The sequence below is a fragment of the Streptomyces blattellae genome (assembly GCF_009709555.1).
Taxonomy (GTDB): Bacteria; Actinomycetota; Actinomycetes; order Streptomycetales; family Streptomycetaceae; genus Streptomyces; species Streptomyces blattellae.
In genome coordinates this window covers 16,126-31,174 of record NZ_WJBG01000134.1, presented here as the reverse complement: position 1 = coordinate 31,174, position 15,049 = coordinate 16,126, and the positions used below count along the sequence as shown (strand labels likewise).

19 protein-coding genes and 1 pseudogene are annotated in these 15,049 nt (G+C 70.2%); 11 read left to right on the top strand and 9 right to left on the bottom strand.

All coding sequences use genetic code 11. From position 1 onward, the window contains the following. The 3 genes from GFH49_RS40090 to GFH49_RS14035 all read right to left on the bottom strand — a co-directional run. Positions 1-208, bottom strand: a 208-nt coding sequence (locus GFH49_RS40090) for a hypothetical protein (protein WP_230396285.1), incomplete at its 3' end; no start/stop codon positions are given. Positions 209-305: 97 nt separating this feature from the next. Further along, complete coding sequence (locus tag GFH49_RS14040; RefSeq protein ID WP_155056207.1) at positions 306-656, bottom strand: DUF8129 domain-containing protein; 351 nt, start codon at positions 654-656, stop codon at positions 306-308. Positions 657-661: 5 nt separating this feature from the next. Next, positions 662-988, bottom strand: a complete 327-nt coding sequence (locus tag GFH49_RS14035; protein WP_155056206.1) for a DUF6479 family protein — start codon at positions 986-988, stop codon at positions 662-664. An 80-nt stretch (positions 989-1,068) separates the two neighbouring features. On the opposite strand from GFH49_RS14035, the gene GFH49_RS14030 reads away from it, so the two are divergent. The 3 genes from GFH49_RS14030 (at position 1,069) to GFH49_RS14020 (ending at position 4,005) form a co-directional block, all read left to right on the top strand. Continuing rightward, positions 1,069-1,437, top strand: coding sequence for a four-helix bundle copper-binding protein (locus GFH49_RS14030; RefSeq protein WP_155056205.1), 369 nt, complete (start codon positions 1,069-1,071; stop codon positions 1,435-1,437). 105 nt (positions 1,438-1,542) lie between these two features. Further along, the gene (locus tag GFH49_RS14025) at positions 1,543-2,721 is read left to right on the top strand and encodes an acyl-CoA dehydrogenase family protein (protein WP_155056204.1); all 1,179 of its coding nucleotides are present in this window, start codon (positions 1,543-1,545) and stop codon (positions 2,719-2,721) included. 876 nt (positions 2,722-3,597) lie between these two features. Continuing rightward, positions 3,598-4,005 carry a histidine phosphatase family protein gene (locus tag GFH49_RS14020; protein WP_196217974.1) on the top strand — a complete coding sequence of 136 codons (408 nt, stop codon included), beginning with the start codon at positions 3,598-3,600 and terminating at the stop codon, positions 4,003-4,005. Between the two features lie 249 nt (positions 4,006-4,254). On the opposite strand, the gene GFH49_RS14015 is transcribed toward GFH49_RS14020, so the two are convergent. Further along, entirely contained in the window at positions 4,255-4,677 is a 423-nt protein-coding gene (locus tag GFH49_RS14015; RefSeq protein ID WP_230396284.1) for a peptide deformylase, read from the bottom strand. Between the two features lie 314 nt (positions 4,678-4,991). On the opposite strand from GFH49_RS14015, the gene GFH49_RS14010 reads away from it, so the two are divergent. The 3 genes from GFH49_RS14010 to GFH49_RS14000 all read left to right on the top strand — a co-directional run bounded on the left by GFH49_RS14010 (position 4,992) and on the right by GFH49_RS14000 (position 7,960). Beyond that, positions 4,992-6,086 carry a ferredoxin reductase gene (locus tag GFH49_RS14010; RefSeq protein ID WP_155056202.1) on the top strand — a complete coding sequence of 365 codons (1,095 nt, stop codon included), beginning with the start codon at positions 4,992-4,994 and terminating at the stop codon, positions 6,084-6,086. 42 nt (positions 6,087-6,128) lie between these two features. Continuing rightward, complete coding sequence (locus GFH49_RS14005) at positions 6,129-7,184, top strand: fatty acid desaturase family protein (RefSeq protein ID WP_155056201.1); 1,056 nt, start codon at positions 6,129-6,131, stop codon at positions 7,182-7,184. Positions 7,185-7,798: 614 nt separating this feature from the next. Next, positions 7,799-7,960 carry a hypothetical protein gene (locus GFH49_RS14000; protein ID WP_189894897.1) on the top strand — a complete coding sequence of 54 codons (162 nt, stop codon included), beginning with the start codon at positions 7,799-7,801 and terminating at the stop codon, positions 7,958-7,960. A gap of 131 nt (positions 7,961-8,091) precedes the next feature. On the opposite strand, the gene GFH49_RS13995 is transcribed toward GFH49_RS14000, so the two are convergent. Then, a complete protein-coding gene (locus tag GFH49_RS13995) occupies positions 8,092-8,844 on the bottom strand; it encodes a hypothetical protein (protein WP_155056200.1) in 753 nt (250 codons plus the stop codon). Between the two features lie 219 nt (positions 8,845-9,063). Here GFH49_RS13995 and GFH49_RS13990 point away from each other — a divergent pair, with 219 nt between their 5' ends. The 5 genes from GFH49_RS13990 (at position 9,064) to GFH49_RS13965 (ending at position 11,976) form a co-directional block, all read left to right on the top strand. Next, positions 9,064-9,495, top strand: a complete 432-nt coding sequence (locus GFH49_RS13990; protein ID WP_155056199.1) for an Asp23/Gls24 family envelope stress response protein — start codon at positions 9,064-9,066, stop codon at positions 9,493-9,495. Positions 9,496-9,534: 39 nt separating this feature from the next. After that, complete coding sequence (locus GFH49_RS13985) at positions 9,535-9,762, top strand: hypothetical protein (protein WP_055539113.1); 228 nt, start codon at positions 9,535-9,537, stop codon at positions 9,760-9,762. A 437-nt stretch (positions 9,763-10,199) separates the two neighbouring features. After that, entirely contained in the window at positions 10,200-10,889 is a 690-nt protein-coding gene (locus tag GFH49_RS13975; RefSeq protein WP_155056198.1) for a DUF6286 domain-containing protein, read from the top strand. A 9-nt stretch (positions 10,890-10,898) separates the two neighbouring features. Beyond that, complete coding sequence (gene amaP / locus GFH49_RS13970; protein ID WP_155056197.1) at positions 10,899-11,492, top strand: alkaline shock response membrane anchor protein AmaP; 594 nt, start codon at positions 10,899-10,901, stop codon at positions 11,490-11,492. 247 nt (positions 11,493-11,739) lie between these two features. Beyond that, positions 11,740-11,976, top strand: coding sequence for a hypothetical protein (locus GFH49_RS13965; protein WP_155056196.1), 237 nt, complete (start codon positions 11,740-11,742; stop codon positions 11,974-11,976). A 49-nt stretch (positions 11,977-12,025) separates the two neighbouring features. On the opposite strand, the gene GFH49_RS13960 is transcribed toward GFH49_RS13965, so the two are convergent. The 4 genes and pseudogenes from GFH49_RS13960 to GFH49_RS13945 form a co-directional block, all read right to left on the bottom strand. Beyond that, positions 12,026-13,264 carry a PP2C family protein-serine/threonine phosphatase gene (locus tag GFH49_RS13960; RefSeq protein ID WP_155056195.1) on the bottom strand — a complete coding sequence of 413 codons (1,239 nt, stop codon included), beginning with the start codon at positions 13,262-13,264 and terminating at the stop codon, positions 12,026-12,028. Positions 13,265-13,579: 315 nt separating this feature from the next. Further along, entirely contained in the window at positions 13,580-13,891 is a 312-nt protein-coding gene (locus GFH49_RS13955) for an STAS domain-containing protein (RefSeq protein WP_155056194.1), read from the bottom strand. A 146-nt stretch (positions 13,892-14,037) separates the two neighbouring features. Then, positions 14,038-14,313 carry a hypothetical protein gene (locus tag GFH49_RS13950; protein WP_155056193.1) on the bottom strand — a complete coding sequence of 92 codons (276 nt, stop codon included), beginning with the start codon at positions 14,311-14,313 and terminating at the stop codon, positions 14,038-14,040. A 10-nt stretch (positions 14,314-14,323) separates the two neighbouring features. Beyond that, positions 14,324-15,029, bottom strand: a pseudogene (locus tag GFH49_RS13945) (DUF5994 family protein). Between the last annotated feature and the right edge of the window lie 20 nt (positions 15,030-15,049).

Here is a 15,049-nt window from a genome sequence, read left to right as displayed (position 1 = left end):
AGGGTACGGGGGGCGGGAGGACGTGGATCGGGTCGGGCGGCTGGATGCGGGCAGGGTCCTGCGGCGGGGTTGAGTCCATGCGCGGCGCCGCCGTGTCGGTGTGACCGGTCACGATGGCGCCGTGGTCGAAGGACGGCACATCGTGGGGCAGCTGGCGGAGCGACCAAGCGGGTCCGTCGAAGTGCCGGTGCGTATTGGTGTGCCCCAAAGGGGCAGCGGGCTGTGTCGATGTGCGGCTACCGCCGCGCGGGCGCGACCAGCCACGATGGACCTGCGGCCGACGCACCGCACTTCCAGCGGAGCGCCTACGCGCGGTCGGACTTGGGCCTGCCCCGCTGGTCCGGTGTGCCGTGGGGCGGCGGGCCGAAGGGTTCCGGCGAGGTCGCTGGCGAGACGGGTGAGCCCGTGTGGCGTGCGGTCTGCTCGGGGCGCAGGGCGCCCGGATCGCCGGACGTCGGCTCGGCGCCGGTGCGCAACTGCTCCAGCCGGGCCGTCAGGACGGAGGTCACCGGAACGCGGTCGGCGTGCGAGCGCTCGTACGTCAGCAGCGTCTCGACCTCCTCGGCGGTCAGTGACCGTACCCGGCTCTCCAGGCCGCCGATCGGCAGATGGTCGTAGTCGGGCAGCGGGAGGGTGCTGCGGCCGGAGTCGGCCATGGGTCTCACTTCCCTCGGTGTGACGGACCCGGCCGGGTCGCCGCGGTGCCGTGGCCGTCCAGCCGGTGCGGCGTCAGACGGTGACGGCCCCGGGGCACCTCGTCGGGCTCACGGTTCTCCAGGACCTCGCGGACCGGGCCGTCGTTCGGCAGCCTCGGCTGCTCCTCGGGACGCGGCGAGGGAGGCTCGCGGCGACGTACGCCGGCGCCCAGCCGGACGGCGCCGAGCAGCAGCGCCACGACCACGACGCCCGCCAGGACCAGCCCGACGCCGGTGGCGCCGCGGCCGGTGGCGGCGTGCGTCCCCGCGATCTCGATCCATGGGGTGCTCATGGTCGCGCGAGTACCCGAGGTACCTGCCGTGAACCCGGTCCACGGGGTTTGGCACGTCCGGCTCCGGCTACCCGCCAGGTGTGACGGCATCCCAACAGGAACTCGTCCGGTTCCTTGAGGACCGCTTCGCATGCGCGCAGTCGTGCACCGAGTGCGCACGCGCGTGTGCCCTGCGCGCCAGCCTCCTGGACCCGGGCGGGACACAGAACCAGGAACTCGCACGACGCAAGGGCATCATGTGCGCGGAAGTGTGCGACGCGACCTGTCGTGCGCTGTCCGAACAGCAGGACCAGGACGAGGCGAGCCTGCGCATGCAGTTGGAGTGGTGCCGGACGGTGTGCCTTGAGTGCGCGCACCTGTACGACCGGGAGCCGGGCGCCGAGGAGGCGGCCACGTCGTGCCGGGACTGCGCACGGGCGTGCACCGACTTCCTCGCCAGCCTGGACTGAGCACGCTGCGGGCAGCCAGGCATTCCCGATTCGGCATTCCCAATTTCTGGAACACGTTCTACGGTGTGCGCCGTCAGGACCGGCCTGGGGAAGCCTGGAGGCGCCGTGCATCTCGACTACACGCCCGAGCAGCAGCGGCTGCGCACCGAACTGCGCGCCTACTTCGCGGAGTTGGTGCCACAGCACGCCCAGACCCGGTTCGCGGACCCGGCGGCTCAGAAGCGGTTCTACCGAGACACCATCCGGCGTCTCGGCACCGACGGCCGGCTCGGTGTCGGCTGGCCCGAGGAGTACGGCGGCCGCGGACTGACCGCGATGGAGCAGTTCATCTTCTTCGACGAGGCCGCCCAGGCAGCCGTACCGCTGCCCCTGATGGCGCTCAACACCGTCGGCCCGACGATCATGCGGTACGGGACCGACGAACAGAAGGCGTACTTCCTGCCGAAGATCCTCTCCGGCGAGATCGACTTCGCCATCGGCTACAGCGAGCCCGACGCCGGAACCGACCTGGCCGCGCTGAAGACACGCGCGGTGCGGGACGGCGACGCCTATGTCGTCAACGGCCAGAAGATCTGGACGACCAACGGGGACACCGCGGACTGGGTGTGGCTCGCGGTGCGCACCGACCCGGACGCCCCGCCCCACCGGGGTATCACCATGCTGCTGGTGCCGACCTCCGACCCCGGCTACTCCTGCACCCTGATCAACACCCTCGCCTCGCACGACACCACGGCGAGCTACTACGAGAACATCCGCGTCCCCGTCTCGCGCCGCGTGGGGGAGGAGAACCAGGGCTGGCGGCTGATCACCAACCAGCTCAACCACGAGCGCGTCACCCTCGCCGCGCACGGCACGATGGCCATCCGGGCCCTGCACGACGTCCAGCGCTGGGCGGTGGAGACCAAGCTCGCCGACGGCCGCCGCGTCGTCGACCTCCCCTGGGTCCGCCGCCTCCTCGCCCGCACCCAAACCCGGCTCGACGCGATGAAGCTCCTCAACTGGCAGATGGTGAGCGCCGTCCAGGAAGGCACCCTCACCCCGCAGGACGCCTCCGCGGTCAAGGTGTACGGCTCCGAGGCCCGCCGTGACGCCTACGCCTGGCTCATGGAGATCGTCGCCGCCGCGGGCGCCCTGAAGGAGGGCTCGGCGGGCGCGGTCCTCCACGGCGAGCTGGAACGCGGCTACCGCTCCGCGGTGATCTTCACCTTCGGCGGCGGCAACAACGAGATCCAGCGGGAGATCATCTCGTGGATCGGTCTGGGGATGCCGCGCGTACGGCGTTAGTCTGCTGTGACCACCGACGCTAGTTGTCACATACCGAGGATGGTTGGCACCGAGAACCAACGGGATCGCGATGGCGGCGGAATCACGAGATGACAGTCGACATGTAGCCACGAGGGCTTGAAATCGCCGTCGACTCGGACCCGCCGTTCGGTCGGGTGGCTGAGACCGTTGGAACACTTCAGGTGCTCGGAGGATCGCTCAGCGAACGCTTCGGAGCGGGCAGCGAGAATTCGACGTGAGCCCAGCATGTTCTCGCTTCGCCGCTGACTGACCCGAGGAGGCGTCCTGGTGTCGCTCTGGCAATGTTGCTCACGAGCTCCGCAGTGAGCGTGGCGGGCCGTCGACGTCTCTCGATCACCGGCGCGCCGCGCCTCCGAAACCACGCCCTCTGTGTCCTGCCAGTGTCCAGTGCAGGTCCCCCGACAGCGAGTGCACTTTCCAAGAGTCGATGCCTCCTGTGACCATCAATTGGTCGAGCGCATCCGTGAACTCCGGTCTGGCCAGCCCGCACTCGCGTGCCAGTCGCTCCAGTTCCGCTGTTCCGTCGTTGCCATCCGGGGCGGCATGCGCTGTGAGGCACAAGGTGACAAGTCGCGGAAGCGGGCCGCAGTCTGTACGGACGCGGCAGGCGGCGCGCAGCGCCCAGTCTGCGGCAGCGAGCCGGTCAGGACGGGCCGGGCATTGGGTAAGGAGCCCGACGTCGAGAAGTTGGGCGGCCACAGTGCCGGTGTTGGAGCGTGACGCCGACAGAGTTGTCTGTAGCCATCGGGCCTGGTGGAGCTCCCGCCAGGAGTCTGTGGCAGGTGCCAAGCGCAGACTGCGCAGCACGCCGAACGGCAAGTGGACTTGAGCTGAATCGTTCATACGCAAGGCGCATTGCAGCAAGCCGCTGCTCTTCTCACCGCCCTCGCCGACGAGAAGATCGACGCCCTCTATGCCTGCGCCTACCAGTGCACCGCACTCACCGCGGTCCCGCTCGCAGCAGACCGCGGGCGGCGGGTACTCGTCCGTGAAGGGATCCGGGAAGTCTCCGCCGGCCGCCGGGAAGGTGCGAGCGACCACGCCTCCCACACCGCATTCCTGGAGCTCGCCTTTGACTGGCCCGTCGATCCCACGACGCGCGTGCCCGACGGCGAGAGTGGCCTGGAGGTGCTGGAACGGTTCGACGGCGTCGTCGACGAGGCTGTACGAAGCGGCGTTGAGACAGTGGCGATAGCCAGTCACGGCGTGGCGATCCAGGTCTGGCTCGCGCCCGCGCAGTCGACCTCACCGTCCAGGACGTGAGGGAACGGAGTTGGACACCATCGGTGTCGTGAAGCCGTCCCAGGACTCGAGAACCCGCGGTTCCTCGGGCTGTACATGGGTGGCCCCGCCGCTGACGGGCCCGTGTCGGCGGTAGACGTCCATCGGCGCACGCCTGCGCTGGTGGTAGGGAGCGAGTGGGTCGTCGGGGTCGATGCTACGGACCGTGCGGGATGGCTGGTCCGGCGGTCCGGGACGGGCGTGCCTGCCCACGGTCGTGCCCTGCCTCTTCTACTCGTATGACCAGGCCCGGCCGGTGGCTTCGGCCGTCGTGCGGTACTCCTCGACGGGGATCGGGGTCACGCCGGGCCGCATCCGATTCAGCAGCAGAAGACCACCAAGGTGATCGATCTCGTGCGCGATGAGACGGGCTTCACCCCGTTCGTAGACCGTGGTCGCGGTGCTGCCATCCGGCGTCATCGTCTCGACGGTGATCCGCAGGGGCCTGGGAACCGGCGCCCGTACGTCAAAGAACGAAAGGCAGCCTTCGAGTTTCTCGTGCATCTCGTCCGAGGCGGCAGCGATACGAGGGTTGAGGAGCACGATCGGGTCGGCGCCGGGCGGCTTGACGACGGCTGCGGCCCGGCCGATGCCGATCTGGAACATCTCGACCTTGTCGAACTGGTAGCCCCGCAGCGTGCCGCGTTCCGCCACCCCGCCGATCGGGGGAGTTCCCGCTCCCGGTCACCACCGCCTTGGCCCTTCCCGCCGTCGCGGCCGGTGCCGCGGTGCACTTGTCGGCCGCCTCACCAGGCAGGGGCGTCGGGAACGAGGGCCGGGCAAGCCGTGGCCGGGGTGCGCAGTACGTCGCATGGCGTGTCCACAGCGGCGGCGAGGTATGACGGCGCGCAGCGGGCCGGCTTGCGCCGGGGGTCGTACGGGTCAGGGGAGGAGCAACCCGGCTTGCCGGTCGGCCACGGCTGCGTGAGCGTAGGTGATCGGAGAGTGGCGAGGAACGGAGAGGCGGGATGGTCGGTGTGCTCCGACACCTGGCGCGGCCCGTCTGGCAGGGAGCCGGGCGGCTGACCACCCCGTTGCTGCCGGACGATTTCCTGACGGTCGTCGATCCGCTGTGGTCGGCCAGGTGGCCGGCGGGCCGGGTGGAGGTGGTCCGGGCGGAGACGGCGGACGCGACGACGCTCGTGGTGCGGGTGGGGCGCGGCTGGTCGGGGCATCGCGCGGCGGGGCAGTACGTGCCCGTGGGGGTGGCCGTCGGCGGCGTGCTGCACTGGCGGACGTACTCGATCACGACCCCGCCGGACGGCTCCGGGCGTTTCGCGATCACCGTACGGGCGATCCCGGACGGGCGGGTGTCGACGCACCTGGCCCATCGGGCCCGGCCCGGGGAGACCCTGCGCCTCGGTCCCGTCCAGGGGGATTTCGTGCTGCCGGATCCGCCGCCGGCGCGCTTGCTGTTCCTGACCGGCGGTATCGGCATCACTCCCGTGGTGGCCATGCTGCGCGCGCTCGCCTTGCGGACGGGCTGCCGCCCGGACACCGTGCTGGTGCACAGCGCGCCGGACGCCGACCGAGTGGTCTTCGGCGGTGAGCTCCGGGCCATGGCCGCCCGCGAGAGTGGGTTCACGCTGTACGAACACCACACCCGCCGGGAAGGGCGGCTGGACCGGGCGCGCTTGGACGCGCTGTGCCCTGACTGGGCGGAACGCGAGACCTGGGCCTGCGGCCCGGACGGGCTGCTCGCGTTCGCCGAGCGGGCCTGGCGTGACGCGGATGCCCGGCACCGGCTGCATCTGGAGCGGTTCCGGCTGCCATCGCTGGCCGCTCCTGGCAGTGGGTCGGGCGGGCATGGCGGGCGGGTGCGCTTCACCCGCAGCGGTGTGGAGACGGACGCCGACTCCGCCACGCCCCTGCTGGACGTGGGCGAGGCGGCGGGTGTCGTCATGCCCAGCGGCTGCCGTATGGGCATCTGCCACAGCTGCGTCAGCCCGCTGTCCGCCGGCCGGGTCCGCGATCTGCGGACCGGCGACGTACACGGCGAGCCCGGCGATCTGATCCAGACCTGCGTGTCGGCCGCCTGCGGCCCCGTCCACATCGACCTGTAGAGCCGATCTGTCGAGCCTCGAACCCTCAGGAAGGAAGAACCAGTGGCCGCTGCCCTTGCTCTCGCGCAGCCCGAAGCCGACGCCTTCGGGCAGGAACTGGACCGTATCCGCGCCGAGGTGCTGGCCGAGCGCGGCGCCGAGGACGCCCGCTACATCCGTACCCTCATCACCGTGCACCGCGCCCTGGAAGCCGGCGGCCGGGCTGCACTGGCCGTCTCCCTGCTGCCGCCCGCCTGGCTGGCCGGGACGGCGATGCTCACCACCGCCAAGATCCTGGAGAACATGGAGCTGGGCCACAACATCCTGCACGGCCAGTGGGACTGGATGCGCGATCCGGCCGTCCACTCCACCACCTGGGAGTGGGACTTCCCCACCCCGGCCGCCGCCTGGAAGCACACCCACAACGATCTGCACCACACCTGGACCAACGTGGTGGGCCGGGACCGGGACCTGGGCTACGTGGCCCTGCGGATGAGCGAGGACCAGCCCTGGCACCCCGTCCATCTCCTCCAGCCCCTCTACGGCGGACCGCTGCTGGCACCACTCTTCGAGTGGGCCATCGCGCTGTACGACCTGGAGCCCGAGGCGGTCGTCCAGGGCCGCAAGTCCGTGCGCGCGTTCCTGGGGGACCTCGCGGGTATGGCCCGCAAGGCGGCACGGCAGTTCACCAAGGACTACGTCCTCTTCCCGCTGCTGGCCGGCCCGTCCGCCCTGCCCTGCCTGCTTGGCAACCTCACCGCCAATGTGACCCGCAACATCTGGGCGCACACCGTCATCTTCTGCGGCCACTTCCCCGCCGGTGCGGAATCCTTCACCGAGGACGAGATCGAGGGCGAGTCGCGCGGCGAGTGGTATGTACGGCAGGCACTGGGCTCGGCGAACATTGACGGCGGCCCTCTCCTGCACATCCTCACCGGCAACCTCAGCCACCAGATCGAGCACCACCTCTTCCCGGACCTGCCCAGCAACCGTTACGCCCAGATCGCTCCCCGGGTGCGCAAGCTGTGCGAGAAGTACGGCATCCCGTACACCAGCGGCCCGCTGCCTCGCCAGTACGCCTCCACCTGGGCCCGCATCTGGCGCTTGGCGATCCCGTAACACCTCATACCAGCCGGTCCGCCGACGCATAAAAAGCCCAGGTGGCAGCCGGGCGGGGATGCGACACGGCAGCGTGCCGTCGGCCACCTCCGCAACAGTGGCAAGCACTGCGGTGACGCCGCGGCGAGCCGCCGCCACTCCCCACATCTCGTCGCGTGCGGCCACGCCATCGTCGAGTGCGGCCACGCCTCCGACGCCTCGGACGGTGCCAACGGTTTACTCCCTGGTGCGACGTCGCTGCAGACATCGGGGCGGCCACTGTGCTCGGCAGTGTCCGAAGGGAACGAGAGGCAGTTGGCTCGGCGCCGCCTTGGGAACTGCTGAGACCGGGCCGCAGGTGGGGATGCGCTTGGTGAGGTCTGCTTCGTCTGCCAGCGGCAACGCAGGCTCTTTGTCTGAATGCGGGTTCCCTGCCAGGCAGGTCTCACGCCGTGACAGGACAGGCTTGTGGAGCGATCCGCGCGCTTCCACGGCAGAACCGAGGCCGGCTCGTGAATGGGCCGGACCTCAGCAGGCGGGCACTGCCGAGGGAATGACATTTGTTTATTTGTCCGGATGTGTTTGCGATGGAGGGTCGGAAAGGGCCAGAGTCGGAGGGGGGACAGGAGGCGACCGTGACCGTTCTCGCGATGTTTCTTCTCATCATCGGGGCGCTTCTGATCCTGCTTGGGACGGTCCTGGTCGTCGTCGGGGTCCTCGTGATCCTCATGGGGATGGCCCTGATCGCCGTTGCGGCCTTCCTGCTGATCCGGAGAGTGCTGGGGCGCCGACAGTAGAAATGGCAAGGCCGAGGGGGGCCTGTGCGTTCGGGCCAGGCGGTGGCCGTGGTGTGGCCTGCGCCCGAGGGCGAGGCCGGAGAAGCGGGACCGGGCCAGGCCCAACGTGTCGAGCTGCCGTTGACGCCTGGCTAGGCTGCGGTTTCTGTGATGAGGACGGCGGTGGTGGCCGGGCCGGATGTGTCGGTGGTGGCTGCGTCGGCTACGGCGGCCCGGACGGCGCGGGCGACTTCCAGCGGATGGTGGCCGCGGGAGACCGCGAGCTGGACCTCGATGTGGCGGCCGGGTGGATCGTCATGGTCCTCCACCTTGACCGGGCGGCTTCCCAGCGCGGCGGTGAGGCGGGCGACGCCCGGAACACCCGCCGCGACGTCGGCCAGTTCCCGGACGGGCCCCCGCATGGATCCTGTTCCGGTCACCGTGGGCGAGCTTCGAGTGGCTGCGGTGTCCGGCGCGGGCCTCACCGCCCTTGCTGCGGTCCGCGACTTCACGCCCGTCTCCGGGCCGTCGTGAAGTTCCGTGACGCGCAGGTCAGCTGTCACGGTGGCCAGGCCGAGACGTTCGGCGGCCGCGTTGAGCAGTGCGCTCCTCAACTGTTCGGCGGTCTCAGGCAGCGGCTGCCCGAGGCGTGCCGTGAATGCGGCCTCGATCCTGAGCGGGCCAGGCGGTAGCGCGCTGGCCGGCGGACGGACGGCCGGCTCGGACACGGGCTCGAGCGGTGCCGACCCGATGCGCAGAGACTCCAGCCGGACACCGGGGATCTCGGAGGCCGCGAGCCCGAGGACCCGGACGGCCGCTTGTTCGGTGATCCATGTCCCGTCGCCGGGCCCGCCGAGCGGGAGCAGCCGGCCCAGGTCGAGGTGTTGCGTACTGCCTGCGTCCATCCCTCGGTTCTCACGGGCCTCTCACCCTCTTTCTGCCTTGGCCGCGCTCCTCTTCCTGCCGCAACTACGCCCGGAGCGTCGGCGAGGGCTCCGGGCAGGGACGCTCGTGCCGCTTGTGGGCCACCCCGCCTCACAGTCCACAGATCAGGCAAAACCACTAATGAGAATACAATCGGGACTAAAGGTTCAAGGTGGGCTTCTCAAGGGAGGAATGCCTTGATGACCGAGAACACCGGCGCAAAGTATCGCGGTGCGCCCGGTTCTCGTGGCCGGACGACCATCGCCGATGTGGTGGTGGAGAAGATCGCCGGAATGGCGGCACGCGACGTGCGCGGCGTCTATGCCCTGGGCAGCGGATTCGCGCGCTCGATGGGATCCATGCGGGAGCGGATGCCCGGTGCCGGCAGTGGCAAGTCCGCCACGCGCGGGGTCAGTGTCGAGGTCGGAGAGAAGCAGGCGGCCATCGATCTGGAGATCGTCGTCGACTACGGCGTCTCCATCACGGACGTGGCCGGTGAGGTGCGGGAGAACGTGATCTCCGCGGTGGAGCGGATGGCGGGCCGGGAAGTCGTGGAAGTCAACATCATGGTCAGCGACGTGAAGCTCCCCGACGAGGAGGACGAAGGGGAGGAGCGGCAGCGGATCCAGTAGCCGGGGGCGGAGCAGCCCGCTTGAGTGAAGGAGCGCGTGATGAGCAGGGCCGTGGTGGGCTTGATGGCCGGAATGGCGCTGGGTTTCGCCGCGTACTTCGGTGACTTCTGGGCCTTCCTGCTGGTGCTGGGGCTGGGCGTCGTCGGACTCGTGGTCGGGCGGTTCATGGAAGGCGATCTCGAACCGGGCGACTTCGTCCGCCGCCGGGACCGGCAGGAGCGGATCCGCGATGACCGGCGCCGGGCACGGGGAGACTGGCGGCAGTGACCGGTGAAGCCAATCAGCGTCCGGGCATTCCCCGCGGGGAGCGCGGTGCGATCACCATCGCCGACCGGGTCGTTGTGAAGATCGCTTCCCACGCGGCGCGCGAGGCGCTGAGCCGGTTCACCGAGTCGGTCGGCCACGTACCACCCGGCCGCCGGACGCCACGCGTGACCACTTCCGTGCGGCGAGCACCGGAGCGGGATACCGCAGGACGAGACGCCGAGTCTGCCCCCGGACGGCAGGCGGCGCTCGGCGAGGCACGGATGCGCATCACCGTCGAGCTCGGCTATCCGTCCGACATCGGGGCGCAGTGCGCCGCGGTGCGCCGGGAGGTTACCGAACGGCTCAGGACATGGGCCGGCATGGAGGTGTCCGACCTTGCGGTGTCGGTCGAGAGGCTGCACTCGGCATACGCGTCACACGGACCAGGAGAGGGTGAGATGAGCGCGAACACCTGGCGGCAGCCGACCGGTGACAGGGACCTTCCCCCCGAACCCGGACAGGCAGCTCCGTCCGCCGATGGCACCCCGGGGACGGGCTCGGGCGCGACGGCGGCAATCGATGAACCAGGCCGGTCGACGCGCCGTTTCTGGTCGATGCGGCGGATTCCCGCGGCCGTGGTGGCCCTGCTGTCCGCTGCGGCCATCGGATTGCTCCTGTACGACGTGGTCTCGGTCCGGGCAGGCCGGTCTGCGATGCGCTGGCGGCGGCGGCTCGCCGAGGAACTGGCCACACGGCCACTGGATGACGTCTGGGTGATCGTCGGGGCCGCGGTGGCGATGGCCCTCGGCCTGTGGCTGTTCCTGCTGGCGGTAACGCCGGGACTGCGCAGGCTGCTGCCCATGCGGCAGCCCACCGGTATCCCCGGGACAGGGGAGGTCCGCGCCGGGCTCGACCGCCGCGCGGCCGCCCTGGTTCTGCGCGACCGGGCCGTGCAGGTGCCCGGTGTCCAGTCGGCACGGGTCGCTGTCGGCCGCCGGAAGGTCAAAGCCCGGGCGCGCGCCCATTTCCGCGAACTCGAGGAGGTCCGCGCGGATCTGGACGCCACGCTGGGCGAAGCCGTGACGTCCTTGGGTCTCGCCCGGCAACCCACGCTGACCGTGCGCGTCCGGCGTCCGAAGAAGGGCTGAGGTGATCCGATGCTCAAGACAGTTAACCGGGTGCTGCTGGGGCTTCTCGGCCTTGGACTGTTCGCCCTGGGCGGCGGCGTGCTGCTGGGCGGGCTGGACCTGCCGCGCCGCTGGGACTTCGGCATGCCGGGCTGGTGGCCCTTCCGCGGGCCGGACGACGTGGTGCTGGGCACCGAGGGACGCACCCGGTGGCGGGAGGAAGGCTGGTGGTGGCCGACCGTCATCGCGGTGCTCGCCGTGCTGCTGGCCCTGCTGCTGTGGTGGCTCCTCGCACAGCGCAGACACCGCCTGGGCGGGATCCGCGTCGACAGCGAGGACGGCGCGGCGGCCCGACTCGACGGCCGCACGCTGGAGGACGTGATCGAGGAAGAGGCGCAGGCCCTGGACGGGGTCTCGCGGGCTCATGTACGGCTGACGGGCCGACGTAGGGCTCCCACCGCCCGCGTGCGGCTGTTGCTGGAGCCTCATGCGGATCCAGCGCGGACTCTGGGGCAACTGAGCCGGGAAGCACTCACGCACGCGCGGGACTCGGCCGGCCTGGACCGCCTCCCCTCGAAGGTCCGACTCAAGGAAGTCCGCCACCACGCCCAACGCGCCGCATAAGATCCCTGGGCCGAACTCCCATGGGCATACCGGCTCCGAGGCGTCACGGATTCCTGGACCCCGAGCGTTTCGGCCCCTCCATCCTGGAGACCATCCGGGATCGCCTGGACGTCGTTGGCCTCATCCCGCGGACCCCGGGGTCGGGGGGGTACGCCGTCGGCGGACGCCGCCACTACTGATAGCGGCCTGTGTGTCGGGCCCGCACGTACCACTCCTCGGCCGACGCGACACCGCGGAGAGTCACAGCGTGTCCCGCCGTACTCGAGAGGCCACGCAGATCCCGCGCGGCTCCTTCCCAGGGAGGCATCCCGCCATGGTCCTCTTCCTGACCCTGCTCATCGCCGGCATCGCGCTGATCGTCATCGGCGCGGCCATCGACGGCATGCTCTATCTGTTGTCCGCCGGCGTACTACTCCTCATCGCCGATCTGCTCTACCTGGCGGCCCGCTCCATGTGGCGCTCCCCTCGGCGCCCGGCCCGCTGAAAACGCCCGGCCACGGCGGCGGCGGATCCTTGGTGGTGCGGTGGTCGGCTCACTCCAGGAGGGCGAGGTGTTCGGCGGCGCCGCCGCGCCATTCGATCAAGAAGAGGGTCGCGTCGTCGGTGGTGCGGCCGCCCCGTTGCTGCTTGAGGGCGTGAGAGAGTGAGCGCACCACCGCTCGTACTCCCTCCGTGTGTTCGATGCGGTTGACCCAGTGGATGAGTTGTTCTTCGCCGAATTGTTCTTCGCCGGCTTCGTGCTCCTCGATCAGGCCGTCGGTGAAGCACAGCACTCGGTCGCCGCGTTGGAGCATCTGCCGACTGATCCGGGGCTCTTCACCGCCGAAGCCGACGGGCAAGGTGGTCGGGCCTGCCAGCTGCCGGACGACCTGGTGGTCGCGGATCAGCAGCGGTGCGGGGTGGCCCGCGTTGACCCACTGCAGGTGGCCCGTCGTGATGTTCAGACGCATCATCTGGGCGGTGACGAAGTGGTCGGGCCCGAACTGCTCGGCGATGGCCCGGTCCATGAACGTGTAGATCTCGGACAGGCCGATGTCGGCACGTCTGGCGTGCCGGTAGGCCCCGACGGCGACGGTCGCCATCGTGGCGGCGTCCAGGCCGTGGCCCATCGCATCGACCATGGCCACGTGCAGGATGTCCTCGTTGAGGGCGTAGTCGAAGCTGTCGCCTGCGACGTCGTAGGCGGGCTCCAGGATCCCGGCCACCGCGACCTGCGGGACGGACATCGCCAGCGGCGGCAGCAGGGACCACTGGATTTCCGCGGCCACGCTCATCGGTTCACGGCGCCGGGCGCGGAAGAACTGATCGGTGTAGCTGTGCTTGGTGACCAGCATGTCGGCGACCAGGCCGGCGAGCCTGCGCAGCAGCCGCCGGTCGTTGTCATCGACGCTGTCCAGGGTGAGGGCCATCACGCCCACCTGGTCGCTGCCGTCCAGCAACGGCAGGTACATCCGGACGCCGTCGGCCCTCGGCACCTCGGCAGTGGTCGCGTGTAGAAAGGCCGTGCCGGCGGGAGAGTCATCGATCGGCTCGGGCTCGCCGACCACCAGCCGCCGACCTGGCAGTGGCACCAACACCAGCTGGCCGTAGTCCTGCAGCAGGATCGAGACGTCGCGGCCACCGAGCCTGGCCACCTCTTCCGCGATCAGCGGGCCGATCAGATGCGGCGGCATCTCGTGGGCCCGGTCCAACAGCACCCCCAGCAGTCGCTCACCGAACCCTTCCGACCGGTCCAGCATGCCCTCGTCAGGTCGGCGCTCACCTTCCGTCATCTCCGCACCCCCGCACCGGCGTCGTCAAAACTTCGGCCACCGTGTCCATGCTCACCTCGTGCCGTGAAACCAGCGCCCGCACCAACAGCGCTAGCACCGACACGTTCGGTCCGTCCTGCGGTTACGGCGAATGCGCTCCGCTCGACCCGCTCACGTGATCCGTACACACGGGTTCCTGACACGACCGCGATCAACCCGCACAGAGTGACGCGCCCGGCCCCCCGACCAGCCCATTACGCCGGAAAACGGCATGTCGCACATGATCAGAACACACAGCTCTCCGTTCCGCTGTGCACGACATCTCTCCCGGAGCCGTCACAGGAGCAGAGGATCGGAGCCCATGTACGCGAGCAGTCGTGCGGTCTGCGGGGACGGGTAGTGCAGCCGCAGGGACGCGTGGGTCTCGGCGGCGTGCCGCGACGCGTCGAGGAAGACGCGCAGGCCGCCGCTGTCGCAGCGGTCGACGGTGGTCAGATCTACGTCGATGGTGGTGATGCCGTCAGTCAGGCACCGCTCCAGAGCGGCGCACAGCTGGGGCGCGGTGGCCGGGTCGATCTCACCGGCCAGGGTGATCAGTGCCCGCCTGCCCCGGTCGTGCCGGTAGATGTTCAGCTGCGGAAGAGTCATGACGCCTCGGTTCAGATGCCTCGGTTCATGGGTCCCGGCCGCTCCTCGCGCGGTCCACGGCCCCGGGTGCGGGCGCCCGGGCGCCCGCGTCGGTACGGGCCGAGTCGACGGTCCGTGCGCGCGGCCGGTGGGGGGAAACCGGCTGGTCACCTGTGGTGAGTGGTACGGCTACGGCGGCGGCGCGGCGGGAAGCGGCCGCGGCCCCCGTCGCGGTGGTCCCGTCGTTCGCCGGCGGTCGGCGACTCGGACCGGTCCGGCCCCACCGGGGGCTGCGGCGTGCCGCGGCCGCGGCGGCCGGGCAGGGGGGCGCTGTACCGGTACACGGAGATTCTGTCGGAGTGCTGGATGTTGAGCCGGTGGATCACGTACGCCCCCGCTGCGATGAGGACCACGAAGGCGACGGCTGTCAGGAAGACGTTCATGGCGGCCACCTCACATACCGATGATCAGTCGGCTGGCCCGGCCGGGCGGACCGGTCTGGTGGGGAACGGCCGCTGACACCGCGGAGGCGCCGCCCTCGTACTCCCATGCCTCGTCCGGGTCCAGTGGCTGGTCGGCCGCCAAGACGCCGTGCCGGGCCTCGTCCGCGGCGATGAGCACGCTCGCGGTCAGTGGCGGGCCGTCGTAGTCGGACGCGGCAGCCATCAGCCGGGCCGCCGACTCCGCCCCGGTCTCGGGCGGGATGACCAGGAGATCCCAGCGGCTGGTGCCGTAGGAGAGCAGCAGCAGTTTGTGCGGGTCGATCTCCGGGGTGAACCAGCCGACCTTGACGATGTGGCCGTCCACGGGAACCTTGCGGGGGATGACCGGCCAGTGCTTCGGGTTGACGGCGATGCGGGTGATGCGGCCCCACAAGGGGTCCAACACGTCGGTGAGTGCCGGCAGTTCGCTCAGCAGATCCCGGGAGCGGGGCCACCAGGCACCGTCCAGGAGTCCGCGGGAGGTGCCGTCGGTCTTCAGTGCGAGACGCGCGGCCGGGGCTGCGACGGGCTCGTGGTGCGGCAGGGTTGGGTGCAAGGTCGCCGACATGGTGCGGACCCGTCTCCGGGCCGCCTCTGCGGCGGGCCCGGGTTTCATCTTTCGCCGAGAACGACCCGGCGTGGAAGCCGGTGTGCGAAATGCCCTCGGTACTGTCCACACTACTCCGCGTTCCGCCGC